This is a genomic window from Ruegeria sp. AB11, from assembly GCF_056536325.1.
In genome coordinates this window covers 764,994-791,367 of sequence record NZ_JBQFJO010000002.1, presented here as the reverse complement: position 1 = coordinate 791,367, position 26,374 = coordinate 764,994, and the positions used below count along the sequence as shown (strand labels likewise).

Here is a 26,374-nt window from a genome sequence, read left to right as displayed (position 1 = left end):
CAGGCACAGGTGTAGGGAATTTGATCTAGCCATGCAGCGGCAAATTGTTCGCGGCGCGGTAGGCCTGCACGTAGCCCCGCGCAACCGATCGAACAGCTGTTCCGATCTGCGAATAGGCTTCATCCGGCAGGTTGGCGAAGGAAACGCGGGCCGACCATCCGGGTGCATCAAATCCGCTGCCGTTTAGCAAAACGATGCCATAGTCTTCGGCCAGCTTGAACGCGATATCCAACGGGTGAACATTCTGTTTAATCCATGCCACGACATCTTCGCCGACATATTTTCGCAGCCAGTATTCAAAATCGATGATGCCGTAATATGCGTCGTAGTGCGCACTTGCCTGCACCTCGATCCCCATCGCTTCGGTCAGGAGTTTAAAACGGCGATGAACCAGTTCCATGCAGGCGGTCTGATAGATTTTCTTGCTATCGACCAATTCGCACAGCGAAAACAGAGTCATCATAACCTGCTGCGGCAGTGATAGACCCGCCGTGTGGTTTAGAGCGACATCGCGACTATCGGCCACTAACCGGTCAATAAAGCGGATATCCCGTGGCGTCAGGCTGAGTGTGCCATAGCGCTTGTCCAAGGCCTGTTTGATCTCGTCCGGATGATCCGCCAGTTTCAGATCGAAGATATTGTCTTGCGCTACGGCAATCACACCAAGCCGCCAGCCGGTGCAGCCAAAATACTTCGAATAGGAATATACTCCGATCGTATTGCGCGGCAGATGGCCCATGACCGAGGTAAAATCATGCACAAAGGTGCCGTAGACATCATCTGTCAGCACGATCAAGTCAGGACGGTGATTTTCCACTAAATCCGACAACTTGCGCAACGAAGCGGTGCTGAGCGCAACTGAAGACGGATTACCGGGATTGACCAGAAAGAACGCCTTTACTTTGGGATCTTTCAACTTTTCCACAGCGTCGTTGGTCAGTTGGAACCCGTCTTCCTCGTCGGTCTCCACATGGACAGATTCAAGGCTGTAATCCTCCAGCTCTGGCATTTCCAGATAGGGGGTGAATATCGGTGTGCATAACGCAATGGTATCGCCGGGGTTCAGCAGCCGATTGGCTTTCAGAGACTTGAAGATGTAGCACATCGCCGCCGTGCCGCCTTCGACTGCGAACAGATCGAACTGAGCGTCAGGCCGGTGGCCTCGGCACATGGACCACATCAAGTACTCATGGGCGATGGCGGAATTGTGTCTTAGAATGCGGTCGGGGACTGGATAGTTGTCACCGATGATCGAATCCGTAAGCTCATGCACAAACTCATCCGCATCGAAATCAAATGCGGAAATGGCATGCACCACGACCTCAAGCAGCGTGTCGACGCCCGGTGTTTCAGAATGATCAGACGCCCAACTCTGCAGCCGTTGATGGCAGCCTTTTTGCGCAGGCATTCCGCCTAAACCAGCAGGATGGTCCATCACGCGTTTGGATTCAGTTATTGCAAATTGACCAAGGGCAAAGAACGCCTCGCGCGGGCGGGTGGCGACCCAGTTGGGATTCCCGCGCCCTGCGTTCAAAAAGGCGCTGTTGGCCTTACGTGCCTCGGCCGAAGCCAGCTTGATCAGCTCATCCTTGATCTGAAACGGGCTGAGCGCTTCGTAATCGTGCAGCGTTACTCTATCCATAACGATAACCTTTCCAAATCAACTTAGGACTAAAACGACGACCATCCCGAAGATGGTCAGCAATGTGTTCCCGATCGCATACGGCATTCCGTAGCCAAGCGCCGGGATGCGACTTTGCGCGGCTTTGGATCATACCCAGTGCGGCAGTGGTGGTGCGTGCGCCTGCGCAGGCACCAAACAGAATAGCCGGGTGGAATTTGAACACGTAATGCCCGACATAGACCGCAAAGATCATCGGCAGCGAAGTCGCGACGATCCCCCACAGCAACAAAGCGATACCAGCCTGTTGCAGCCCCGCGACAAATCCCGGCCCTGCGGTGATCCCTATCACCGCGATAAACACGTTCAGACCCAGAGTGTTCATCAACCAAAGCGCCGGACCCGGGATGCGCCCGAAAGTCGGATGGACCGTGCGCAGCCAGCCCAGCACCAGCCCAGCCAGCAGCGCGCCTCCGGTAGTGGAAAGGCTGATCGGGAAACCACCCATCATGACTGACAGAGTTCCGATGACACCGCCGATGAAAATTCCCCAGCCTACAAAGGCCAGATCCGTGGTGTCGACCGGGCGGTCCGCATAACCGATCTGGGCAACTGCGGCCTCGACATGCCGCTTACTGCCCTGAATTGTGACGATGTCACCGCGGTGCACGACTGTCCCGGGTAACAGCGGCAAGTCCTGCATGTTACGCATCAGTTTCGAGACGTAAATGCACCGCGCGATCGACAGTTTGCTTAGCTGTTCCAGCGTTTTGTTATGCACCTCTTTACTGGTGATCAGAACATCCAGCTTTTCCGATGGGATGCTCAGCAGATCAGGCGCATCAGCTTCTGTGAGGTTGGACTCAAGCAGCCCCACCAGATCAGCGCGGCGGCCTGAAAACATCACGACATCTCCGACCTGCAATACGGTGTTATCGTCCACCTCAATGATCTTCCCATCGCGTCTAAGGCGTTCGGCATAGATGCGGATACCGGGCATCAGATCTTTGACCGGTTGCCCCAGCAGATCGCTACCTTCTGGGATCTGGAAAGCCCGCGCTTCAATCGCGCGATAGGCTGAGACGATGCCATCACCGGTTTCCACCGACGCTGTGCCACCTAGCTTTGCTTCATACTCCTTGCAGGCCGCGACCAGATCGACGCCGATCAGGCGCGGGCCGATCTTGGCCAAAATGATGGCCGACCCGATTGTGCCGTAGATGTAGGTCACCGCATAGGCGATCGGAATCTGGTTGGCATAGGTCTTGGCCTGTTCCGCAGACAGGCCCAGCTGACCGATCTGGTCAGTGGCAACCCCAATCGCCGCCGAAATCGTCTGCGATCCGGCATAAAGCCCCGCTGCATAACCAAGCTCTAGCCCCGCCACCTTGGCTGCGATGATCGGGATAACAAGGCAAAGCGCAAGTACGCTGAGCGCAAAGAGCACCTCGCGCGCGCCGTCTGCCTTCAAACCGCGAATGAACTGCGGTCCGACACCGTAGCCCACGGCAAATATAAACATAATGAAGAATGTCGATTTAACGGCCGAGTCGATGTCAATCTGGGCTTGACCAATCACCACAGCCGCCAGCAACGTTGCGGTGACTGTGCCCAGGCTGAATCCCATCACCTTCCACGGGCCGACTAAGAAACCGATACCGATCGACAAAAATACCGCCAGCTCAGGATAATTCTGTAGAATATTCACCAACCAATTGACCATCATCCACCTCTCAGTTCGTGCGCAAAAGGCATGTGGTGCAAGCGGCGGTGGCGAGGCAGAAATGCGCCCTACAAGCTAATCTATTTGCCGACCAAGCTGCCCATTCGACAAACTCAACCACAATTTGAAATTTCCAGCACACGATACCTCAAGAAGGATACTTGTCCATAATTATCTGAATATTAACCTGTTTTGCTCCCGCACGCCTATCAATACCTTTCGAGGTTTGCCCGGCAGATTCTTGGTATTCAAATGACAGGTTTCGACCAGTTGCACTGTTTCTTTAGCAATCTTCGCCCCGAATTTCACTGTCGCACACTCGCCATGCGTGAGGGTAAAATCTTAGCTTATTTGAACAAATCCATTGCAGGCCCCAAGTGTTTGCCATCACATACGGCTATGACACGGCCGACGATAAATTCTGAGACGAGCGCAACCGGCGTTTGCATACGGATATCGGGGGACTTGCGCACGCAATTGTTGGATCGTGTTGAAGGGGATTTTGCGGCTCTTACGCCCAACGGGCAAGATGCTACGATAGACATGTCACAAGTCGAGTCTTTGGATACCGGAGGGCATGGCTTGTTGCCAACCTCGTACGACGGATGAGTTCCAATGGGACCGGTTCGGCTTGAAGGGGTGGCCCCAGCGCATTCTTCGTTGATCGAGACGGTATCGCACAACATACCCGATGCGGCCGGAGAGGAGCTGCCGCCGCAGGGTTTTGTGAACTGGGTTGCTCGGGTCGGTCAAAAGACTTTTGGTGCCTGCAAGACACGTTGTCGATCGTCGGCTTTGGGCCTTACCCTGCATCGCTTGGTTCGAACTTTGATCATGCCTGGCGGTTGCGGCGTGCTGCATTGTTCTCGCAGATGGAGCAGGTCGGCTTCAAAGCTCTGCCGATCGTTTCCTTGATGGGCTTTTGATTGGGGTTGTCTTAGCGTTGGGGCGCGACTCAGTTAAAACAGTTTGGGGCCGAGATCTTTGTAGTGGAGCTGATCTCAATCTCTATCCTGCGAGAGCTGGGTATCCTGCTAACCGCTATTATAGTCGCAGGCCGTTCTGGATCGGCCTTTACCGCCTCAATCGGCTCCATGAAGGTGCAGGAAGAAATTGATGCGATGCGGACACTCGGGCTTGACCCGATCGAAGTTCTCGTCATCCCGCGTGTCGTAGCCTTGCTTATCATGCTGCCAATCCTGGGATTTGTGGCCGACATGGCAGGTTTAATCGGTGGCGCTTTGATGAGTTGGATCGACCTTGGAGTGAGCCCCGGCATGTTCCTGACCCGGTTGAAGGAAAATACTGGGGTGGCACAACTTGCCGTTGGAATGATCAAAGCTCCTTTCTTCGCGTTGGTGATCGGAGTTATTGCCTGCTGGCAAGCCATGCAGGTCAAAGGCTCATCCGAAAGTGTTGGTCAGCGGACGACAGCCTCGGTCGTGCAATCGATCTTCATGGTAATTGCGATAGACGCGCTGTTCTCGATCTTTTTCTCAGAAATGGGGATATGAGATGGATGGGGCCGCGCTGCAAAACAAAACCCAATCCGATACGAAACGTGAAGCCGTTATTCGTGTGCGCCATCTGACCAATCAGTTTGGAGATCAAGTGGTCCATGACAATCTTGATCTGGATGTCTGGCGTGGTGAAGTTCTGGGTGTTGTCGGTGGCTCGGGCACCGGTAAGTCGGTGCTATTGCGCACGATCGTTGGGTTGAACAAGCCTAAGTCGGGCAGCATCGAAGTTCTGGGTGTTGATGTCCTGAACGGCCCCGAAGAAGAGCGTCAGCGCATCGAAAAAAGCTGGGGTGTCGCCTTTCAGGACGGAGCGCTGTTTTCCTCGCTGACCGTGCTGCAAAACGTGATGGCGCCTCTGCGTGAACATACCGGCATAAGTGAAAAACTGATGGCCGCGCTTGGGGGGCTTAAGATCAGTCTGGTCGGACTACCTCAGCTAAGTTGCAGCAAGTTCCCCTCGGAACTGTCCGGGGGTATGCGAAAACGCGCCGCGTTGGCCCGCGCCCTGTCGTTGGATCCCGAAATCGTGTTTCTGGACGAACCAACCGCTGGGTTGGACCCGATCGGGGCTGCCGCTTATGATGAATTGATTGGTGAACTTCAGCACGCGCTAGGTCTGACTGTGTTCATGGTGACGCATGATCTGGACAGTTTATACGCCATTTGTGACCGCATCGCTGTACTTGCGGAAAAGCGTGTGCTGGTTGAAGGTCCGATAGAAGAGATGACCAAGGTCGACCATCCTTGGGTTCAGGAATATTTCACAGGCCCCCGCGCCCGTGCGGCACAACAGAAGGGGCAGGACAGGTAGAGGCGATGGAGACCCGAGCGAATTATATCCTGATTGGTGCGTTCACCTTGGCAGGCATTCTTGGCGCCTTCGGGTTCTTCCTATGGCTCGCCAAATTCGAAGTAACCCGTCAATACGCTTACTATGATGTTTTGTTTGACAATGTTTCGGGCCTGTCTGCCGCTGGTGGCGTGAACTATAACGGCTTGCCGGTGGGACAGGTAATTTCCCTGGATCTGGACAAAGATGACCCCTCGAAAGTAAGGGTTAGACTTGAGATTGATGCAGGCATCCCCGTCACCAAGGAAACCATCGCGCAATTGCAGTCTCTGGGCGTCACCGGCGTGGCATATGTTGAGTTGTCCGGTGGATCACCAACCGCACAGAAATTGCCTCAGAACAGCGTCATCACAAGTAAGCGCAGCTCGATCCAGTCCTTACTGGAAGGCGCACCAGAGGTTCTGGAAAAGGCGGTCACCCTGCTGGAGAACCTCAATTCCGTTGTAGATGAGAGCAATCGCAAGGCGGTGTCGGATATCCTGAACAATCTGGCGGAAGCGTCGGGCAAACTGGATAAAACACTGACGGATTTCCAGTCGCTTTCGTCCGATCTGGGCGGTGCCGCCAAAGATGTTGGCGAATTCACCAAGAGATTGGATACGTTGGCGAACACGGCCGAAACAACGTTGAGTACAGGAACCGATACGCTCAAGAGCATCAAAGAGACGTCAGAAACTGCCAAAGCAACTCTCGAGACTGCAAACACCGCCATTGCCAGCGCTGAAAACGTAATTCAGGAGGAGATTCGACCATTTATCGAGCGGGGTTCAATCCTTGCCGAAAGGCTGACCCGACTGTCAGATGAGGGCAGCCTGACACTTGGCGTGATAGGTGAAACTGTTCTGAACGCAAACACGACCCTTGAATCGGTTACATCCACGATGAACTCGGCCAAAGGGGCGCTAGACTCGGCCGAGCGGGCATTCGACTCGGCCAATCGCGTGATGGACGAGGATATCTCTCCGGTCGCAGCCGATGTAAGTAAGGCCGCCAATCAAGTCGCGGAAACCGTTTCGAACATCACCGAAAAAATCGACGAAATATCAGACGACATCCTGAGCGCTTCTAAATCGGCGTCAGATCTGTTGGGCACGATCGATGGTGTCGTTCAGGATAACCGCCGTCAGGTCTCGGATTTCTTGCGCGTTGGCTTGCCTCAGTTTATCCGCTTCATCGAGGAATCGCAGCGTCTGGTGATTAGTCTCGACCGACTGGTCGACAAGGTCGAACGCGACCCCGCCCGCTTTTTGTTAGGCACCCAAGCATCGGAGTTTCGTCAATGATACGGCCCTTAACACTGTCTCTGATATTGGCCGCAATGACGGGTTGCACTGGCCTAGGAACGCTGCGGCAAGCCTCAAAGCCCAACGATCTCTATTTGCTAACCCCAAAGAGCACGTTCTCGTCTTCGCTGCCGCGCATACAGAAACAGATCGTTGTTGAGGAACCCACAGCGACGGCAGCGGTAAACACCGATCAGATCGCCGTTCAGCCAACTTTGCTGCAAGTTCAATACCTGCCTCGGGCCCGTTGGGTGGATCGCGCGCCATTGATCGTTCAGGCGCTGATGGTCGAAAGCTATGAAAACTCCGGCAAGGTTGCGGCCGTGGGGCGATCGACGGTTGGCCTGCGGGCTGATTATGTGATTGCACCCGATTTGCGCGAGTTTCAGGGCATAGTCGTCAGCGAAACCGGAGACTCAAAAACGGTGCGCGTGGAAGTTCGCATCAACATCAAAATCATCGATGAGTACGAGGACAAGATTATCGCCTCCAGCTCGTTCAGGGAAAACGTAATGGCCACGACTGATCAGACCCCTGATCTAGTCGAAGCATTTGATGTGGCCTTGGGCCGGACCATGCGGGATGCGGTTGAATGGAGTATCCGCAAAATTAATACTCACGTGCAGAACAACCCACGATCAAGCCCAAGCTAGGGGTTGTCAGAACTGGCTGGCCGAAGCTGCCTGCCAGTCCGCAGCATATTCCCGCGGCACGGTTTTGCCCAGCAATGCGTCTTCTTCCAGAAAGCTGTAAAGCTCAGCGTAAGATCGTTCTCCCTCATCTGCCATGCGACGGAGGATATCGCTGGGTCGCAATTCAGAAACCTTGGCTTTGCCCATAGCACCCAAGATCTCGCGGAAGCTTTCCAATGTCGCGTCATGGAACCGGTGCACACGCTGACGTTTCTGCGGCACGTTTACCGCTCGGCCCCGGATCGGATCCTGCGTCGCCACGCCCGAAGGGCACCGATTGGTATTGCAATGCAGTGCTTGAATGCACCCAACGGCAAACATCATCGCCCGCGCCGCGTTGCACATATCAGCACCCAAGGCCATTTTCTCGACCATGTCGAAACCCGTCGCAACCTTGCCCGAGCAAATCACGCGCACCTTGTCGCGCACTCCAATCCCACGCAGGCAATTGTTTACAAAGATCAACCCTTCGTTCAGGGGCATCCCCAGACGGTTGGTAAATTCAACCGGCGCCGCGCCGGTCCCTCCTTCCGCACCATCAACGGTAATAAAATCGGGCAGTATGCCGGTTTCCAACATGGCTTTACAGATCGCCATGAATTCCGAAGGTTGGCCGATGCACAGTTTGAAGCCAATCGGCTTACCGCCAGACATTTCCCGCAGATGCTGAACAAACTGCATCAACCCTGTCGGCCCATCGAACGCCGAGTGTATCGGGGGTGAAATTACATCCTGATGCACAGGAACACCTCGGATTTCCGCGATTTCCTCGTCCACCTTTGCGGCCGGCAATACCCCTCCATGAGACGGTTTTGCCCCTTGTGAAAGCTTAATCTCGATTGCCTTCACCACATCCTTTTTGGCTTTTTCGGCGAATTTGTCTTTGTCGAACCCCCCATCGGCGGTGCGACATCCAAAATACCCTGTTCCGATTTGCCAGATGATGTCGCCACCCTCAGCCAGATGGTGCGGGGATAGCCCTCCTTCGCCGGTATTATGTGCAAACCCGCCATCCTTAGCACCACCGTTCAGTGCCCGGATCGCATTTGCACTGAGTGCACCAAAGCTCATCGCTGAAACATTCAGGCGCGAAGCGTTATAGGGTTTGTCGCATTGAGGCCCGCCAAGCATAATCCGCTCCTCACTTTCATCGACATGTTTTGGCGAAAGCGAGTGATTTGAACGATGATAACCGACACTCAGTATGTCGTACTGGGTCCCAAATGCCTGTGTATCCACCTGCCCTTTGGCGCGGGAATAGACCAGACTGCGGATAATCCGATTGAATGGTCGGCCACTTTCGTTGGTTTCCACAAAATACTGCCGGATTTCGGGGCTGACAAATTCCAGCATATAGCGGAAGTGGCCGAGAACGGGATAGTTATTCAATACGTTATGCTTGGTCGTCAGCATATCGTACATTCCTACAATCGCGTACGAGATCAGAATGACCAACAGCCAACTCGCAGGGGACCAGAAATACCCCAACAATAGGGTAAGTGGCAGGACCACAAAGCTGAGCACATAATATAGTCTGCGAACAATCATCCCTGACCTCCCTGGGTGGCGTAAAGAGCTGTGTATCCTCGGCTGGATCGTGGGCCCGAAGCCCGGCAGATGTTTTTAAACGTGAACCAGATTCAACTGAATTTGCAAGACCTTGCTAATCGGTCGTTAGTAACGGTTGAGTTAGCAAGGGCAGTTGATCGGTCCATTCGCAATCTATATGCGGGATAAGACACAGGTAAGAGCGGGATCAATCTAAGTGTCACAAACTGCACCTGCCCTCAGGCGTAGTGCCCAGATGTACGCAGCCGTCTTTGTTGGTGGCGCTGCGGGTTCGCTGCTGCGCGAACTGTTCACGGTGCCGATACCCGGGGCTCCATTCCTGACAGAGACGTTCGGTATTAACATTATGGCCTGCTTCATCCTTGGCTGGCTTTATTCTATCCGCCACAAAGTTCATGCACATGTGCTGCACTTGGGTGCTGTTGGGTTTTGTGGCGGCCTTTCTACTTTTTCTTCATTTGTAGCCGAGTTGGAGCGTTTGGCCGAAACCACCGGTTGGTACGTCATCACCGCCTTCGGGGCAGAAATCGCAATTGGCTTAACCGTAGCGGCTTTGGGTGAAGCGTTGGGTCGAAAGTATTTGCCTTGGAGGCATCCAGAATGAACGACCTGCATCTGCACGTCATGTTTGCGCTGGGAGGAGGAGCAGGTGCCGTACTGCGCCACTGGTTGACGCTTCAGGTGACCCACGATCTGCCTTACGCTACACTGATTGTGAATGTGGCAGGCAGCCTGTTGCTTGGTCTCTGGGTTGGTTATCTCGGCGGGGAAATCGAAATGAGCGAGCAACAGAACCGATTGGTATTTGGCTTCTGCGGTGGCTTCACAACGTTTTCCAGCTTTGCTTACCAGTCACTGCAGTTGAACCGTGAAAGAACCTTCGCATTCGCAGCTGGCAACATTATTCTCAGTCTGGTTTTATGCTGGATCGCGCTTTGGTTAGGATTGGTCCTGATGGCCTGACCAATCGAGTTACCGGTTATGGAACCAATGATAGTGGTGCGAAGAACCATTCCTAATGCGGCTACAAGCGGGTCAGGGCTTGGCGGATCACATCATCTGCATGTGCATCCGAATGGCCAAATTACCTAGAATCCAGACCGTCCCGCCGATGATAATCAATAAGACCAGCGTTGAGAAAAGGATCAGGTCCAGATCCTCTCGGCTGCTGCGCCGCCTGTCGATATGAAGAAAGTACACCAACTGCACAACCAACTGTGCCAAGCCCAGTAGGCCGATGCTAAGATAGACCCCTTTGGTTTCAATCCCGTATCGGTGAGCGATTAAGAAGACCGCCAGCGTCAGCAGAAGAGACCCACCATATCCGATAACATATCGGCGACGCTCTCGCTTGTGCAGGTCAGCGCGTCTATCCATAGGTCAGCCCTCCGAAATACACAATTGTGATGATGCCGACCCAGATCAGATCAAGGAAGTGCCAGAACAATGCCAGTCGCACCATACGGGACATCAACAAGTCAGTTAGTCCGAACATTCTTAGCTGAATGCCCAAGACGATCAGCCACAGACACCCCGATGCGACATGCAGACCGTGCAGTGGCACAAGGCCATAGAAAGCCGACAAAAATCCACTGCGCTGAGGGATACCGCCCTGGGCTGCCATGTTCAGAAAATCACGGATCTCCAGAACCAGAAAGCTAAGCCCAAGCATCAGTGTTACCCCAAACCACAGAACGATCCGCGCCCGCGGCAAGTTGTATTTCAACGCCAGCATCGCCAGCCCTACGGTCAGACTGCTGGTCAACAATATCAGGGTTTGAGCAAAGATGCTTTTCAGATCAAACAATTCATGTGGTCCGGGCCCACCGGACTGTGCATCAATCATCGTGATGTAGATCGCGAACATCAGGCCGAAATAGACCAGATCGCTCATAAGAAAGACCCAGAAGCCAAAAGTGACAACCTCGGTGGCTTTGTGGGCGCTCGCATGGCCTTCGCCAAGGTTGATGCCCGGATAGCTTTGCGTGGGTGCGCGCCTCATGTCACGGCCTCCATATCCGGGCGTGCGAGACCGCGATTTTCTGGGGCAATTTCATAATCGCGATCCACTGCTGCAGTGCTATGGACAAGGTCCAGCCAAGCTTCATGGTCTTTGCGGACCTCTTCGGCAGGAATGATGATTTCGGTGCTGGTATCAAAGCTCCAGATGATAATTGCCAGGATGATAGTAATCGTCATCAGGAGCGCCAGCCACCAAATCCACCAAACCAGTGCGAACATCCAGACACCGCTGAGAACGCAGAGGATGAACCCGATGCCGGTATTGCGCGGCATCTCGATATCTTCATAGGCTTCAGGTTTTGGATAAGCTGCAGCACGCTCTTTGGCGGCGGCAAAGTTGTCGCGGTCGGTGATCTCCGGGATGATGGCAAAGTTGTAGGGCGGTGGCGGAGACGGGATAGACCATTCCAGTGTACGCCCATCCCACGGATCACCTATCGGAGCACGGGTTTGTTCACGATTGCGGATACTGACCCAAAGTTGAATGAGGATCGAGAACAACCCGCAGGTGATGACCAATGCACCAACTACGGCAATGATCATGTAGGGGTGAAAGCTCGGGTCCTCCCAACTGTAGGACCGGCGCGGCATTCCCATCAAACCAACAAAGTAAAGCGGCATAAAAGTCAGCAAGAAACCCACGGTCCAGCAGACGACCGAGACGCGTCCCCAGAATTCGTTGAGACGAAAACCGAAGGCTTTCGGGAACCAGTAATTATAGCCTGCGAGCAGCGCAAACAGTACCCCGGGCAAGAGGACGTTGTGGAAATGCGCCACAAGGAACAACGTGTTGTGGACCTGATAGTCAATCGTCGGATTGGCCAGGATTACCCCGCTAAGGCCACCAATCACGAACAGCATCAAAAAGGCCAGACCATAGAGCATCGGAACGGAAAACCGTATCCGCCCGCGATAGAGCGTGGCCATCCAGTCATAGACTTTCACGCCGGTTGGGATCGCGATCAGCATAGTCGCAATGCCGAATACCGCGTTGATCAGCGCGCTTTGGCCCATGGTGAAGAAATGATGCAGCCATACTGTGAAAGACAATACTGCAATCGACATGGTGGCAATGACCAGCGAGTTGTAGCCATAGAGACGCTTAGCCGAAAAAGTGGCAAAGACTTCGGAATAGATACCATATGCTGGCAAGACCAGCAGATAGACCTCTGGGTGACCGAACAGCCAGAACAGGTTGGCATAGTTCATCATGTTTCCACCAAGATCATTGGTGAAGAAATGGAAATCCAGATACCGATCAGCGGCCAGCAACAGCGCCGCCACGCCAAGGGGCGGCATGGCAAAGACGATCAGGATTGAGCTACAGATGATCGTCCAGCAATACATCGGCAGCCGCATGAATTTCATCCCAGGTGCACGCAGCTTGTAAATTGTAACGGCAAAATTGATACCAGTGAGAGTGGTGCCTACGCCCGAGACAACAATGGCCCAAATCCAATAATCCGGCCCGACGCCGGGATTGAACGCGGCGCCTGTGTAAGGCGGATATGCGGTCCAACCTCCGGTCGAAAACTCGCCAACCACCAGCGAGACCATCAACATCATGCCGGACGATACCGTCAGGCCAAGGCTGATTTGGTTCATAACCGGAAATGCAACGTCCCGCGCGCCGATCATCAACGGAACCAGATAGTTTGCCACTCCAAAGACAAAGGGGACGGCAACGAAGAAGATCATGATGGTGCCGTGGGTGCTGAATAGCTCGGCGAAATGTTCGGGCTTCAGAAATCCATCGCCCGGACCTGCCGCCTGTTGGGCCCGCATCACAACACCTTCCAACACGCCCCTTGCCAGCATGACGATGGCAAAGACGATATACATGATGCCGATTTTCTTGTGATCAGCGCTGGTCAACCAATCCCGCCAGAGAGGGCTCCAAAGACGAAACCACGTTAGCAGGAACAGCACCGTCAAAGCGCCCACTATCACTATACCAGCCGCAGCGTTGGCGATGATTTCATTGGCATCGGGCGTCCGGATGAGCCCGGTGATCGGCAACGCATCCCAACTCAGGCGACCCAAAATGCCAGTCTCGACTGAAGTCATTGTTTTGCCTCCGACCCGAACGCAGTGGTGCCGGGTTGCTGGTCAAGCGCAAGAGGCTCCCCGCTGTGGTAACGATGCAGGATCGAGCGGAACAAATCACCTTCTTCCAGTGTAAAATAAAGCGCGTTCAGCGGCATGAGTTCGGTTCCTAACGCCGCCTGAACTTCGTCCCGATCCGTGCGCATGGCCAGTGTCTGATACGTGTCTTCTGTCAACGGAATACCATGCGCCCGGACGCTGGCGACCCAGGCCTCGAAATCTACGGGTTGCATAGCCTGTGTTAGAAATTTCTGCTTGGTGAACCCGCGACCATTATACTGCGTGTTCTCACCCTGCATCGTATTGGGCGAGTCGGCCACCACATGCAGTTGCGTTGTCATGCCTGGCATGGCGTAGATTTGCCCAGCCAATGCAGGGATCATAAACGATTGCATCACTGTGTCGGTCGTCAGCGTAATCGCGACCTGCTTTTTGATGGGGATGCCAAACTCTCCGACTGTGGCGATTCCAAGATCGGGGTAGATGAACAGCCATTTCCAATCGAGGCCAACCACCTGCACCCGCAAGGCAGGTTCCTCCCCGAAAGGGGCTGCATAGGGATCGAGACGGTATGTGGTTTTCCAAAGGTAGAATGACAGGATCGCCACAATCAGCACCGGTACACCCCACATCAATACCTCAAGCTTTGCAGAGAAATCCCAGTGCGGTTTGTAATATGCGTTTCCACCTTTACGTCGGCGATACCGATAGGCGACCAGCGGCACCAAGACCAAAACCGGGATCACCGCAATCAGAATCAGAGCGGTCGCTCGCAGAAGGTGCTTTTTTTGGATCTCGGCGATTGGCCCCTGTGGGTCGATGAAACTATCACTTGCCCCAGCTGCCTGCACTGTCAGCAACAGCGCAACTATCGTCACCAGAGCGGACACTGCGATCGAAGACATCCGGGAAAAGGTCACGCCTGATGATCCTCTTACGGCGGGGGTTCCTGGCAACTATCGACAGAGTCACGGATTTTCTCAAGGACTTTTGCAATTTTGCTCCTAAAGGCGCTTGTTGACACCACGTCACGGGCGCGCAAGATCGGTTCCATGCGTTTCGTTTTTGCTGTTCTCTTCCTGATTGTTCTGGCAGCTCCTTTGTTGGCGCAGGATCGTGTTTTTGTTGAACGTCAGTTTCAGAGCTGGCTGCAAGAAACCGTCTGGCCACAAGCAAAGGCAAAGGGTGTTTCCAAGCAAACTTTTCGGCAAGCTTTTGATGGGGTGAAACTAAATTGGGATCTTCCGGATCTGGTGCCACCGGGCAGCCCTCGAAAAACACCAAAGGTGCAGCGTCAAGCCGAGTTTGGCTCGCCGGGTCGGTATTTTAATGCCGGATCCGTACAGGGCGCCACGTCGGTCGGCCGTAAAATGGCCAGACGTCACGCAGAAACCCTGGCACGCGTTGAAGCTGAAACCGGTGTGCCCGCACGCATCATTCTGGCCATTTGGGGACGCGAGAGTGGATATGGTCAGGTACCAATCCGACACGATGCATTTCAGGTTCTGAGCACGAAAGGGTTCATGAGCACGCGCGCCGACTATTTCACCGCAGAACTGATCGCAGCACTGCAAATTGCCGAAGCGGGTCATGCGCAAGGAAGAGAGCTAAAGAGCAGTTGGGCAGGAGCATTGGGTCAGCCACAATTCATGCCAACAAATTTTCTGACTTATGCGCGCGATGGCGACGGCGATGGCAGGGCGGACATCTGGGGCTCAGCCGCAGATACTATTGCGTCGATTGGAGCCTATCTTGAAGAGCACGGATGGATTGCGGATCGCGATTGGGGATTTGAGGTTAATCTGCCCAATACCGTTTCATGCGCCCTAGAGGGGCCTGATCAAGGGCGTCTTATCAGGGATTGGGCAGCAATGGGCGTCAGCCGTGTTTCTGGCAAACCTTTTCCAGCGCACGAACTGGCTGCCGAAGGTTATCTGATGATGCCCGCAGGTCGCAGCGGTCCGGCTTTCATCGTCACGCCTAATTTTTATGTCCTCAAAGACTATAATACCAGTGACCTCTACGCTTTGTTTGTGGGCCATGTCGGCGATCGCATCAAATACGGTGTCGGCGATTTTCACGGGCGCTGGGGTGACGTCGGCAACCTCTATCGGTCGGATATCGTAACAATGCAGCAAGTGCTTGTTGAACAGGGTCATGATGTCGGCGGCATCGATGGTCTGCCTGGATATAAAACCCGGCGTTCGATCGGTCGCTGGCAAGCCGCATCAGGCCGTGCGCCGACGTGTTTTCCAAATGACCGTTTGAAGGCAGCGCTGAAGCCCTGAAATTTGCCCTGATTCGCCATTTGCGCGTGTTGACGAAAACCCATTCGCCCTTTGCAATTTGTATGACTTCACGAAAATGTCACCAAAGCAAAGCGTTTCAGAATAATCTTTCGATGCTCCCTTACGTTACGGTTTCAATCGATCTTTGAGCCGGCAATGCGACTTAAAACCCTTTACCTTTCTCCAAAAACCAGCAGATTTTGCAGCAGTGAAAGAGAACTTTCGCAATCGGCTTTCCGACGCTGCCCAATGGAAATGGTCTGAAATTTGGACTCTGCCGCGATCTAGATCAAGGTGAACGCACGGCAATTGTCGGAGACACACAGGTAGATGGGTATCCGCTGCAATAGCAGGATAGCCCGACGCCACATAATAATGGGAGTAATCACATGCACAAAATTGTCCGTACTTCATTGGCGGGGCTGTTGTCCTCGACCATCATAACTGGCGCAGCAATCGCCGCAGGAACCCACCCCGAAACCGGCGAAGCGCTGGCGGATGATCAGACGTTTATCTATCGCATTCTGGATGAGCACAGCTCGGTCGACCCGCAAGTGGTTGAAGATGTGTCGGGCGCCGAAATCGTGCGCGACTTGTTCGAAGGTCTCATGAACCAGGACGAAGATGGTAATCTGGTCCCCGGCGTTGCCACCGAATACTCGGTCAATGACACCAAGGATGTGTATACGTTTACCCTCCGCGATAACGCGAAATGGTCAAACGGAGATCCGGTTACCGCAGGTGACTTCGTTTTTGCATGGAAACGTGCTGTCGATCCTGAGCTGTCATCGCCCTACGCGTGGTTCATGGAACTGATGTCGATTGAAAACGCGGCTGAGATCATTGCGGGTGAAAAATCAGTCGATGATCTGGGTGTCAAAGCCATTGACGACCACACTCTAGAAGTCTCACTGAGCACGCCCCTCCCCTATTTCCCTCAGATGACCACGCATTCGACAACCTTCCCTGCGCCGCAGAAAGTCATTGAAGAATTCGGCGATGCATGGACCAAGCCGGAAAACATCGTATCGAACGGCGCCTATGTCCTGACCGAGCATCTGCCACAGGAACGTTCGGTGCGTGAGCGCAACGAGATGTACTGGGACAATGACAACACCATTATCGAAAAAGTTGTGGCATTGGTCATCAATGACGAGAATGTCGCCCTGACCCGCTACCTTGCGGGCGAGTTGGATCGCACCGAAGTTCCTGCTGGTCAGTTCCCGCGCCTGCAGCAGGAGCATCCGGATGAAGCCATCAGCTTCCCTCGTTTGTGCAACTATTACTATACCTTCAATGTCTCTGACAGCGGTCCCGAAGCGTTCAAGGACCCCAACGTCCGTCAGGCCCTGTCGCTGGCCGTGGATCGCGCGATCATCACTGAAAAAGTGATGGCCGGTGGTCAGCCCCAGGCTTACACGTTCGCACCCGCCGCCACTGCCAACTTTACGGTTCCGGACGTGGAGATGGCTTCGATGAGCCAGGCTGAGCGCGATGAGCTTGCAAAAGAGTTGCTAGCGGGAGCGGGCTATGGTCCGGATAATCCGCTGAGCTTCGAGATGGTTTACAACACCTCAGAGGCGCACAAGAAAGTGGCCGTGGCACTCAGCCAGATGTGGAAGCAGAAGCTCGGCGTCAATGCCGAACTGGCAAACATGGAGTGGAAAGTATTCCTGGAAGAGCGCGGTAACCAGAACTTCGAACTGGCTCGTGGCGCATGGTGTGGTGACTATAACGAAGCCTCGACCTTCCTTGATCTGCTGCAATCGGATTCCGGTTACAACGACGGTAAGTACAACAACGCACGCGTTGATGAGCTGCTGGCCGAAGCCAAAACTTCGGATGATCCGGCACCGCTTTATACCGAAGTAGAGCGGATTATTGCACAGGAAACTCCTGTAATCCCGATCTATCACTATGCAGGCGTTTACATGATGGACAGCGATGTAGGGAACTGGCCCGTCAACAACGTCGAGCAGAACTGGTATTCGAAGAACCTGTACAAGGTCGCCGAATAATCGCCATAGAACCACGCCCTGTCCCGGAGGTATCCGGGGCAGGGCCAATAAACATGGGGGCATGAAATGCTTGCCTACAGTCTGCGGCGACTGCTGATCGCCATTCCGACAATCCTGTTGCTGATCGTCGCCTGTTTTTTCCTGATGCACGTAGCACCCGGTGGGCCATTTACCTCAGAACGGCCGCTGCCGCCGCAGGTTCTGGCCAATATTGAGGCGCGCTATGGGTTGGACCAACCGTTGTGGAAACAGCTCTGGGACTACCTGTACAACATCGTCGTGCATTTTGATTTCGGCCCGTCCTTCAAGTTCAAGGATAGGGACGTCAACGACATCATCTCCCAAGGGTTTCCGATTTCTCTGACCTATGGCTCGCTTTCATTTCTTGTCGCAACAGCCGTTGGTGTAAGCCTTGGGATCGCAGCCGCGATCAAACACAATAGCTGGATCGATTATTTCGCCGTCGGCCTTGGTATCGCGGCGCAAGCTCTGCCAAACTTCATCATGGGGCCGATCCTGATCCTGACCTTCACCCTGTGGCTGGGCTGGTTGCCGGGAGGCGGCTGGAACGGCGGCCAATGGCAATATCTGGTCATGCCGGTGATTGCGCTGGCAACCTCCTATATGGGTTCGATTGCACGGATCACGCGTTCGTCGATGCTCGAGGTTCTGAACTCGAACTTCATCCGTACCGCGCGCGCCAAGGGCTTGCCGACCAGAACCGTAATTTGGCGTCATGCGTTGAAACCTACGTTGTTGCCGGTTGTCTCATATCTCGGGCCGGTGTTCGTCTACGTGCTTACGGGTTCAGTCTTTGTCGATATCTATTTCTCGACCGGTGGTCTTGGTCAGGCCTATGTGGGCTCTGCACTGTCGCGTGACTATGCGGTGCTGCTGGGGGTCACCATTCTCTATGGCGCATTGACCGTTGTCGTGAACCTTCTGACCGACCTGGCTTATGCCTGGTTTGATCCAAAAATTCGTTACTGAGGGGCAGGCTCATGCTAGGAAAATCTCAAAAAGCCGCCCATCTGGCCGAAGAAATCACAGATTACACGGTCATTCAGGGGCGCTCGCTCTGGCAGGACGCACGTATGCGTTTTGTCCGCAACAAGGCCGCAATGGCCAGTGTTTTTGTTTTGGGTCTGATCGTGCTGTTCACGATTATCGGACCATATTTTGCAGCCTGGTCCAACGAAGAGATCGACTGGAACGTTATGGGTGACGTACGCGGCATGGGAATGCCCTCGATCGAGACTGGTCACTATTTCGGTGTCGATGATCTGGGGCGCGACCTTTACAGCCGTGTCATTCAGGCGACCACCACATCGCTACTGGTTGGTCTGATTGGGGCTGCAACTGCGTTGATCGTTGGCACTTGCTATGGCATTGCCGCTGGTTATATCGGAGGGCGTACCGACAGCGCCATGATGCGCTTTGTCGACATACTTCTGGCGATCCCGGCAACTCTGATCATCATCCTTCTGCTGGTCGTGGCGGGGCGGTCCTTTTTCATGCTGTTCATCGCGTTGGGTGCAGTCGGTTGGCTGACCATGGCGCGGATCGTTCGGGGGCAAACCCTGACGCTGAAGAACCGCGAATTCATCGAAGCCGCTCGTGCCGCCGGTGTCAGTGAGTTTACCATCATGTATCGCCACATTCTGCCCAACCTGTTGGGCGTTGTGATCGTGTACGCCTCGCTGTTGGTCCCCGAAATGATCCTGACTGAAAGTTTCATTTCGTTTTTAGGTCTCGGGATCTCTGAACCCTACACCTCTTTGGGCCGCCTGATCGCCGAAGGTGCCGGGACTATGGGCTATGGCACTTTGTGGCAGCTTCTTTATCCCCTGACATTCTACGTCGCCATCATCATCACCATGTTTTTCATCGGTGATGGTTTGCGTGACGCGCTGGACCCGAAGGATCGCTGATATGAGTCTATTTTCCATCAAAGACCTGAGCGTGCAGTTCGATACTCCAGATGGCATCGTCGAAGCCGTCAAGGGCATCAGTTTCGACATCAATCCAGGCGAGTGTCTGGGCATCGTCGGCGAAAGCGGGTCGGGCAAAAGCCAGACCTTCATGGCAGCGATGGGGCTATTGCCTCCGGCTGGCCGCGCAACGGGGTCTGCCATGCTGAACGGTCAGGAAATACTGAACTTGCCAGTGAACAAGCTGAACCGCATCCGCGGCGATGATGTCGGTATGATCTTTCAAGACCCGCTCACCGCCCTGACCCCGCATTTGCGGGTCGGTCAACAGATGCGCGAAGTGTTGCAAGTTCATAAGGGTTTGCAGGGTTCGGCTGCCAAAGCGCGATGCCTTGAATGGCTGGACCGCGTCCGCATCCCCGAGGCGAAACGGCGACTGGATCAGTACCCGCACGAGCTGTCGGGTGGGATGCGCCAGCGGGTCATGATCGCGATGTCGATGCTGTGCAACCCGAAATTGCTGATCGCGGATGAGCCCACAACGGCGCTAGACGTCACCGTACAGGCCGACATTCTGGACCTGATGGTGCGACTTCAAAAAGACGAAGGCACAGCCATTGCTTTGATTACCCATGACATGGGCGTCGTCGCGCGGATGTGCGACCGCATACAGGTCATGCGCCTTGGTCAATTTGTCGAGGCCGGGGAAACCCGTGAAGTCTTTCGCGCACCGCAACACGAGTACACGCGCACCCTGCTTGAGGCGATGCCTCGCATCGACGCCGGTGACGCGCCCAAAGCCTTGGGCAATACCGAAGAGCCGCTGCTGCGCGTTGACGACGTCAAGGTTCATTTCCCAATCCATGTTCCGGGCGGATTGTTCGGCCACAAGGTGCCTCTCAAGGCCGTGGATGGTGTCAGCTTTGATATTCGCAAGGGCGAAACGCTGGGCGTTGTGGGTGAATCTGGTTGCGGCAAGTCCACGCTGGCGCGGGCGGTTCTGCAATTGATCGAACCCAGTGCGGGCAACGTCAGCTGGCTGGGCCATCCGATCGTCGGGTTGAAACGGTCCGAGTTGAACAAATACCGCAAGGATTTGCAGATTGTATTCCAGGATCCGCTCGCCAGCCTTGATCCACGGATGACAATTTCGGCCTCAATCGCGGAACCATTAAAAACCTATCGCCCAGACCTGACGGAACGCGAACGCAAGGACCTGGTCGCCGAGATGATGGAACGTGTTGGCCTGCCAACCAATATGATCAACCGTTATCCACATGAACTGTCAGGTGGGCAAAATCAGCGCGTCGGAATCGCTCGGGCAATGATCAACAAACCAAAGTTGATCATTTGCGATGAAGCCGTTTCGGCACTGGACGTGTCCATTCAGGCTCAGATCGTGGAATTGTTGCGAGAATTGCAACAAGAGTTCGGTTTGTCGATGATTTTCATTAGTCATGACCTGTCAGTTGTACGCGCAGTGTCTAACCGAATCATGGTTTTGTACTTGGGTCGCATTGTCGAATTGGGCGATGGTGAAGTGATATGTTCTGAACCAATACACCCCTACACCAAATCCCTGATATCGGCGGTTCCGATTCCTGATCCGGATGTTGAGCGTAACCGTCAAAGGCTTAAATTACCGGGTGAATTACCGTCCCCAATGGATCCCAAGGCCACATTGCGTTTCTTACCCAGCAAGTTGTCCTCGGGCGAAACGGACTATGTTCCGCGGCTTAGCGAAATTGCTCCTGACCATTTCGTTGCCGAACATGATCCGCTTGATGCGATTATGGCTAACTCCTGACTATTCGCGCCCCGAAGCTTGAAGGTTTCAGGGGCGCGAATCCTACTTTTCAGCGCACCAAGTACTCTGTGTACCTTGGCTAGAACCACGTTTGGGTGTGTTTCGTTTTGACTCTGTGTGCAGGTTAATGGCAGATTCCATCGTGCCCGCTGCACTACTGTCGGGTGAGATTGATTGATGCGAATTTAAGTTTTATGTGAGGACCCCAGCGCCTACAAAGCGCACGGGCAGACTATGGAAATCATGAGGTAACATGGCACGCAAAGTCACAAAGGCTATTTTCCCCGTCGCGGGTATGGGGACGCGCTTTTTACCGGCGACCAAATCGGTGCCAAAAGAGATCATGACTTTGGTCGATAGACCGCTGGTTCAATATGCAATTGACGAAGCGCGGGCAGCCGGGATCACCGAGTTTATCTTCGTGACGTCACGCGGGAAGTCAGCGCTTGAGGATTACTTTGACCACAACCTTGTGTTGGAGCAGGACTTGAAGTTGAAGGGCAAAGACGATTTGCTTGAGATATTGAACGCGACCAATATGGAAAGCGGCGCGATCGCCTATATTCGCCAGCACAAGGCGCTGGGGCTTGGACATGCAGTTTGGTGTGCACGGCGACTGATCGGAGATGAGCCCTTTGCGGTAATGCTGCCCGATGATGTTATTGCTGCTGGCAAACCCTGCCTGCAGCAAATGGTTGAGGCCTATGAGGAAACCGGCGGCAATATGGTTGCTGCGATGGAAGTTCCAAACGAAAAGACAAGCTCTTACGGTATTTTGGATACAGGCCAAAATGTCGGTGCGGTTGTCCGAGCCAAGGGTATGGTTGAAAAGCCAAAACCTGAGGAGGCACCATCAAATCTCGCCGTCATTGGTCGTTATATTTTGGGCCCCTCGGTACTGTACAATTTGAACCAGAAGAAGAAAGGCAGCGGAGGCGAAATCCAGCTGACTGACGCGATCGCCGAGGATATCGGAAATGGCGTTCCTGTATTTGGTTACAAATTCGAAGGCCAACGATTTGATTGTGGCTCAAAGGCCGGTTTCCTTCAGGCCACGGTATCGTTTGCGCTGGCCCGCGACGATCTTCGTGATGATTTAAGTCAGTATCTGCATGATATCGTTTCGTCGGACCAGGCCGCGCAATAGGTAAGATGCTTCAACCAGTTGGCATTCATTGCAATAGCTCGACCCCAAGAACACAGAGAGCGAGGGCAGCATGAGGACCGTCTATCCGGTAATTTTATGTGGTGGCTCCGGAACACGGTTATGGCCCCTGTCACGCAAAAGCTACCCAAAACAATTCGTGCCGCTGATTGGTGCAACCAGCCTTTTGCAGCAATGTGCAAAGCGTCTTAAAGGACCCGTCGAAACGCCTTACGCAAAGCCGTTGCTGTTAACCAATGAAGCATTTCGTTTCGTTGTACCTGAGCAGTTGATGGCCGTTGGAATTGACCCAGGCCCGATCCTTATCGAACCTGAAGGGCGCAACACCGCTCCGGCTGTCCTGGCGGCAGCTCTGCACCTTTCGTCCAGCGATCCCGATGCATTGATGCTGGTGGCGGCGTCCGATCACGTCATTCCGGATGCTCAGGCCTTTCACGAGGCAGTTGCGGAAGGTATCCGTACGATCGATGAGCGCGGAGACCTTGTTACATTCGGAATCACGCCTGACCGGCCAGAGACTGGATATGGTTATCTCAAACTTCGGCAGATTCCCGACGCGTCGGGTGCGTCGATTCATCTCGATCGATTTGTTGAAAAGCCCGACCTGAAGAGCGCCGAAACGATGGTTTCCGAAGGTAGTTACCTTTGGAATTCCGGCATCTTTCTGTTTGCGGTCCGCGATATCCTTGCGGCCTATGACCAACATGCGCCGGATCTTGTAGCTCCGGTTCAGAACGCTGTTGATCAGGCGCAGTCTGACTTGGGCTTTCTGCGGCTTGACCCCATCGCTTGGAACTCAGTTCAGGACATATCGATCGACTATGCGGTTATGGAAAAGGCCAGCAACCTCAGCGTTGTTCCTTATGCAGCCGGTTGGTCAGATGTAGGCAGTTGGTCGGCGGTGCAGGAGCTCAGCAACCCTGATGCAAATGGGGTCGCTACCGCCGGTGAAGTCACTGCCATTGATTGCCACAATGTGCTGGTGCGCTCAGAATCTCCTGCACAGGAGGTCGTAGCGATGGGGCTGGAAAACGTGATTGCAGTCGCGATGCCCGATGCGGTTCTGGTGGCCAGCATGGACCGCGCGCAGGATGTCAAACAGGCCGTCGCAGCCTTGAAAGCAAAAGGCGCCAAGCAGGCGGAATCCCTGCCCGTCGATCATCGACCCTGGGGGTGGTTCGAAAGCCTCGTCATCGGAGACCGGTTCCAGGTCAAGCGTATCCATGTCCATCCCGGTGCATCGCTGAGTCTGCAATCTCACCATCATCGGTCCGAGCACTGGATCGTCGTGGAGGGCACCGCCGAAGTGACGATAAATGACGATGTTCAGCTGGTGTCAGAAAACCAGTCGGTCTATGTGCCTTTGGGTGCGGTTCACCGGATGGTGAACCCCGGCAAAGTCCCCATGGTCCTGATCGAAGTACAAACCGGGACCTATCTGGGTGAAGACGACATTATTCGCTATGAAGATGTATATGCGCGTAATTGACCTAAGTCAGTAGGTGCTAGTAGCCCTTTATCTCTGATTAAATCCCGCTATCTGCAATGCAGGCGGTTTTTGACATTTCTCAAATCCTAACAAATCAAAAACCCAGCGTCCGGGTTCGTCAGGTGGGCTTCACTCCGATTGAGGCAGGGTGGCGCGCGATCATTGTCAAAGCGACATCTCAGGAGGACGCCCGTGCCACAGAACTCACCTCGTTTGAACCTGCCCTTTATTCAACCATCTCAGGCCCAGAAACACGTGACCCATAACGAGGCGCTGCGTACACTCGATCTTGTAGTCCAACTGAGCGTAGTCTCCATCGACGCGACAATACCGCCCGCTGCGCCCGATCAGGGGGAAACGCATGCACTCGGCACGGCGCCTACGGGGACTTGGGCTGGTCACGACGGCCAATTGGCAGCTTGGTTGGACCACGGATGGCATTTCTTAGCGCCGGAATTGGGGTGGCGGGCCTGGGACCAAAGCTCGGAGCAGTTGAAAATCTGGAACGGATCCGCCTGGATCGACCCGCCTGTCGATTTGCAGAATCTGCCAGGAATTGGCGTCGCAACCGGATCCGACAGCACCAATCGGCTGGCGGTGCGTAGCCCTGCGACGTTGCTAACCCATGAAGGTGGTGGTCATCAGTTGAAGGTCAACAAAGCCAGCGACGGCGACACGGCCTCGCTTTTGTTTCAATCCAACTGGACCGGTCACGCCGAGATGGGCCTTTCTGGCAACACGGAGTTCTCGATCAAAGTCTCGCCAGATGGCGGGAGCTGGGTTGAAGCACTACGGTTTGACGCCTCATCTGGTATAGCGGGTGGCGCAGCCATACAGAGCAGCGCCAATGACACCACGCCTGGTCGCCTGATGCGGGCAGATTATGGATACGGACCGGGCAACGTACTGGGCACAGTGTCACAAAACAGTGGTGTACCTTCTGGGGCTGTGATCGAGCATGGCAGTAATACAAATGGAGACTACACGCGATTTGCTGACGGTACCCAAATTTGTACAACAACTCTTGATGCTGTCGGATGTACGACCGCAACCGGTGCCTTGTTCACCAGCGGTTCTGCCAACTGGGATTTTCCCATCGCTTTTGCCGCTGGCAGTAAACCAGCCCTTAGCGGGAATGGTGGCGGGCTCGGTCGGTTTGTAGGATTTGACACGCCATCTGAAACACAAGCAACATTCCAGGTGCTGGCGGCAATTTTGGATGCCACAAATATTGAACCATCAATGATCGCCATCGGCCGCTGGTTCTGACAGCTCAGACCGTCCGGGCCATTGCGCGGGCGGTCACCTTTCGCGCAGATCGGTTTCTGATTGATCTAGAAACCACGCATAGGTCTGGCGAATTCCGTCGTTAAGACTGATGCCAGCACTCCAACCCATACCTGCGAGGCGCGATACATCCATCAGTTTTTGCATCGTGCCATCCGGTTTGTCTGGATCATACGTGATCCGGCCAGTGAAACCGACGACACCCGTAATGATCGTTGCGAGGTCTGCGATCGATGTATCGCTGCCCGTACCCACATTAATGTGGCTTAACATTGGATCAGTGTTTGCCTCATATACCTCGCGCGGCAGGTCCAATACAAACAACGACGCCTCGGCCATATCATCAACATGCAAGAACTCGCGTCGCGGATTTCCGGTTCCCCATATGACAACTTCATCTAGCCCATCACGCTGTGCCTCGTGAAAACGTCGGATCAGTGCTGGGAGCACGTGACTGTTTTCAGGGTGAAAGTTGTCTCCGGGGCCATAAAGGTTGGTCGGCATGACGGACCGGTAGTCGACGCCGTGCTGCCTGTTATAGCTTTCACAAAGCTTGATCCCGGCAATCTTGGCGATGGCGTAAGGTTCATTTGTCGGCTCCAGCGGCCCGGTCAAAAGCGCGTCTTCGCACATTGGCTGGTGTGTTGCGCGCGGATAAATGCAGGAACTTCCAAGTTGCAGCAGCTGTTTTATACCCGCCGAAAACGCCTGATGGATCACATTGCATTCGATCATCAGGTTTTCGTAGATGAAATCCGCCGGATATGTGTTGTTCGCATAGATACCGCCAACACGGGCGGCGGCCAAAATCACGATGTCCGGACGTTCTGCACGCATGAAATTCTGAACCTGAACCTGATCGGTCAGATCCAATTCGCTCCGCGTCCGCGTGATTAGCTCGAGTTTTTCACCTGCCTGCTGGCGCTGCTGCAGCCTTCGCAGAATCGCGCTTCCGACCATGCCGCGATGACCCGCTACATATATTCTGCGCGAACCGCCCATT

General features: G+C 54.2%; 22 protein-coding genes. 14 read left to right on the top strand and 8 right to left on the bottom strand.

Annotation, left to right across the window (positions count from 1 at the left end; genetic code table 11):
- Positions 1 to 25: 25 nt before the first annotated feature.
- Positions 26 to 1,642 carry a bifunctional aspartate transaminase/aspartate 4-decarboxylase gene (locus ACR3EJ_RS23135; RefSeq protein ID WP_170544142.1) on the bottom strand — a complete coding sequence of 539 codons (1,617 nt, stop codon included), beginning with the start codon at positions 1,640 to 1,642 and terminating at the stop codon, positions 26 to 28.
- Positions 1,635 to 3,347 carry an aspartate-alanine antiporter gene (gene aspT / locus ACR3EJ_RS23130; protein ID WP_480423617.1) on the bottom strand — a complete coding sequence of 571 codons (1,713 nt, stop codon included), beginning with the start codon at positions 3,345 to 3,347 and terminating at the stop codon, positions 1,635 to 1,637. Before aspT ends, ACR3EJ_RS23135 begins: the two co-directional genes overlap by 8 nt.
- 986 nt (positions 3,348 to 4,333) lie before the next feature.
- Between aspT and ACR3EJ_RS23125 the strand changes: the two genes are divergently transcribed.
- The 4 genes from ACR3EJ_RS23125 to ACR3EJ_RS23110 are packed head-to-tail and all read left to right on the top strand — an operon-like array spanning position 4,334 to position 7,650.
- Positions 4,334 to 4,858 carry an MlaE family ABC transporter permease gene (locus ACR3EJ_RS23125; protein WP_480423615.1) on the top strand — a complete coding sequence of 175 codons (525 nt, stop codon included), beginning with the start codon at positions 4,334 to 4,336 and terminating at the stop codon, positions 4,856 to 4,858.
- Position 4,859: 1 nt separating this feature from the next.
- On the top strand, positions 4,860 to 5,675 hold the full coding sequence (locus ACR3EJ_RS23120) for an ABC transporter ATP-binding protein (RefSeq protein ID WP_170475076.1): 816 nt from the start codon (positions 4,860 to 4,862) through the stop codon (positions 5,673 to 5,675).
- 5 nt (positions 5,676 to 5,680) lie between these two features.
- The gene (locus ACR3EJ_RS23115) at positions 5,681 to 6,997 is read left to right on the top strand and encodes an MCE family protein (RefSeq protein ID WP_170544135.1); all 1,317 of its coding nucleotides are present in this window, start codon (positions 5,681 to 5,683) and stop codon (positions 6,995 to 6,997) included.
- Positions 6,994 to 7,650, top strand: coding sequence for an ABC-type transport auxiliary lipoprotein family protein (locus ACR3EJ_RS23110; protein ID WP_010441473.1), 657 nt, complete (start codon positions 6,994 to 6,996; stop codon positions 7,648 to 7,650). The genes ACR3EJ_RS23115 and ACR3EJ_RS23110 overlap by 4 nt, the downstream gene beginning before the upstream one ends.
- A gap of 6 nt (positions 7,651 to 7,656) precedes the next feature.
- Here the strand turns inward: ACR3EJ_RS23110 and ACR3EJ_RS23105 are convergent, their stop codons facing one another.
- Positions 7,657 to 9,237, bottom strand: a complete 1,581-nt coding sequence (locus ACR3EJ_RS23105) for an FMN-binding glutamate synthase family protein (protein WP_480423613.1) — start codon at positions 9,235 to 9,237, stop codon at positions 7,657 to 7,659.
- A 256-nt stretch (positions 9,238 to 9,493) separates the two neighbouring features.
- On the opposite strand from ACR3EJ_RS23105, the gene ACR3EJ_RS23100 reads away from it, so the two are divergent.
- Both ACR3EJ_RS23100 and crcB read left to right on the top strand, forming a co-directional pair.
- Positions 9,494 to 9,862, top strand: a complete 369-nt coding sequence (locus tag ACR3EJ_RS23100; RefSeq protein ID WP_170544131.1) for a FluC/FEX family fluoride channel — start codon at positions 9,494 to 9,496, stop codon at positions 9,860 to 9,862.
- A complete protein-coding gene (gene crcB, locus ACR3EJ_RS23095) occupies positions 9,859 to 10,221 on the top strand; it encodes a fluoride efflux transporter CrcB (protein ID WP_170475088.1) in 363 nt (120 codons plus the stop codon). The genes ACR3EJ_RS23100 and crcB overlap by 4 nt, the downstream gene beginning before the upstream one ends.
- A gap of 87 nt (positions 10,222 to 10,308) precedes the next feature.
- On the opposite strand, the gene ACR3EJ_RS23090 is transcribed toward crcB, so the two are convergent.
- Genes ACR3EJ_RS23090 through ACR3EJ_RS23075 form a run of 4 tightly spaced genes read right to left on the bottom strand, consistent with a single transcriptional unit; the run spans position 10,309 to position 14,306 of the window.
- Positions 10,309 to 10,635 carry a cytochrome o ubiquinol oxidase subunit IV gene (locus ACR3EJ_RS23090; RefSeq protein WP_170475091.1) on the bottom strand — a complete coding sequence of 109 codons (327 nt, stop codon included), beginning with the start codon at positions 10,633 to 10,635 and terminating at the stop codon, positions 10,309 to 10,311.
- Complete coding sequence (locus ACR3EJ_RS23085; protein WP_170544129.1) at positions 10,628 to 11,260, bottom strand: cytochrome c oxidase subunit 3; 633 nt, start codon at positions 11,258 to 11,260, stop codon at positions 10,628 to 10,630. The genes ACR3EJ_RS23090 and ACR3EJ_RS23085 overlap by 8 nt, the downstream gene beginning before the upstream one ends.
- A complete protein-coding gene (locus ACR3EJ_RS23080) occupies positions 11,257 to 13,347 on the bottom strand; it encodes a cbb3-type cytochrome c oxidase subunit I (RefSeq protein WP_170544127.1) in 2,091 nt (696 codons plus the stop codon). The genes ACR3EJ_RS23085 and ACR3EJ_RS23080 overlap by 4 nt, the downstream gene beginning before the upstream one ends.
- A complete protein-coding gene (locus ACR3EJ_RS23075) occupies positions 13,344 to 14,306 on the bottom strand; it encodes a cytochrome ubiquinol oxidase subunit II family protein (protein WP_170544125.1) in 963 nt (320 codons plus the stop codon). The genes ACR3EJ_RS23080 and ACR3EJ_RS23075 overlap by 4 nt, the downstream gene beginning before the upstream one ends.
- Before the next feature lie 132 nt (positions 14,307 to 14,438).
- Between ACR3EJ_RS23075 and ACR3EJ_RS23070 the strand changes: the two genes are divergently transcribed.
- The 8 genes from ACR3EJ_RS23070 to ACR3EJ_RS23035 all read left to right on the top strand — a co-directional run bounded on the left by ACR3EJ_RS23070 (position 14,439) and on the right by ACR3EJ_RS23035 (position 25,353).
- Positions 14,439 to 15,674: a lytic murein transglycosylase gene (locus tag ACR3EJ_RS23070; protein WP_170544123.1), complete on the top strand. Its 1,236-nt coding sequence runs from the start codon at positions 14,439 to 14,441 to the stop codon at positions 15,672 to 15,674.
- A 389-nt stretch (positions 15,675 to 16,063) separates the two neighbouring features.
- Positions 16,064 to 17,692, top strand: coding sequence for a peptide ABC transporter substrate-binding protein (locus ACR3EJ_RS23065; RefSeq protein WP_170544121.1), 1,629 nt, complete (start codon positions 16,064 to 16,066; stop codon positions 17,690 to 17,692).
- 66 nt (positions 17,693 to 17,758) lie between these two features.
- Positions 17,759 to 18,682: an oligopeptide ABC transporter permease OppB gene (gene oppB / locus ACR3EJ_RS23060; protein ID WP_170544120.1), complete on the top strand. Its 924-nt coding sequence runs from the start codon at positions 17,759 to 17,761 to the stop codon at positions 18,680 to 18,682.
- Positions 18,683 to 18,693: 11 nt separating this feature from the next.
- Entirely contained in the window at positions 18,694 to 19,623 is a 930-nt protein-coding gene (locus ACR3EJ_RS23055; protein WP_170475103.1) for an ABC transporter permease subunit, read from the top strand.
- A 1-nt stretch (position 19,624) separates the two neighbouring features.
- Positions 19,625 to 21,430 (top strand): ABC transporter ATP-binding protein, encoded by a 1,806-nt coding sequence (locus ACR3EJ_RS23050; RefSeq protein ID WP_170544118.1) that lies wholly within the window; start codon positions 19,625 to 19,627, stop codon positions 21,428 to 21,430.
- A 253-nt stretch (positions 21,431 to 21,683) separates the two neighbouring features.
- On the top strand, positions 21,684 to 22,577 hold the full coding sequence (gene galU, locus ACR3EJ_RS23045) for a UTP--glucose-1-phosphate uridylyltransferase GalU (protein WP_170544116.1): 894 nt from the start codon (positions 21,684 to 21,686) through the stop codon (positions 22,575 to 22,577).
- A gap of 70 nt (positions 22,578 to 22,647) precedes the next feature.
- On the top strand, positions 22,648 to 24,084 hold the full coding sequence (locus ACR3EJ_RS23040; RefSeq protein WP_170544115.1) for a mannose-1-phosphate guanylyltransferase/mannose-6-phosphate isomerase: 1,437 nt from the start codon (positions 22,648 to 22,650) through the stop codon (positions 24,082 to 24,084).
- Between the two features lie 192 nt (positions 24,085 to 24,276).
- The gene (locus ACR3EJ_RS23035) at positions 24,277 to 25,353 is read left to right on the top strand and encodes a DUF2793 domain-containing protein (RefSeq protein ID WP_170544113.1); all 1,077 of its coding nucleotides are present in this window, start codon (positions 24,277 to 24,279) and stop codon (positions 25,351 to 25,353) included.
- A 33-nt stretch (positions 25,354 to 25,386) separates the two neighbouring features.
- Here ACR3EJ_RS23035 and fcl read toward each other — a convergent pair whose 3' ends face one another.
- A complete protein-coding gene (gene fcl, locus ACR3EJ_RS23030) occupies positions 25,387 to 26,373 on the bottom strand; it encodes a GDP-L-fucose synthase (RefSeq protein WP_170544111.1) in 987 nt (328 codons plus the stop codon).
- Position 26,374: the final 1 nt, after the last annotated feature.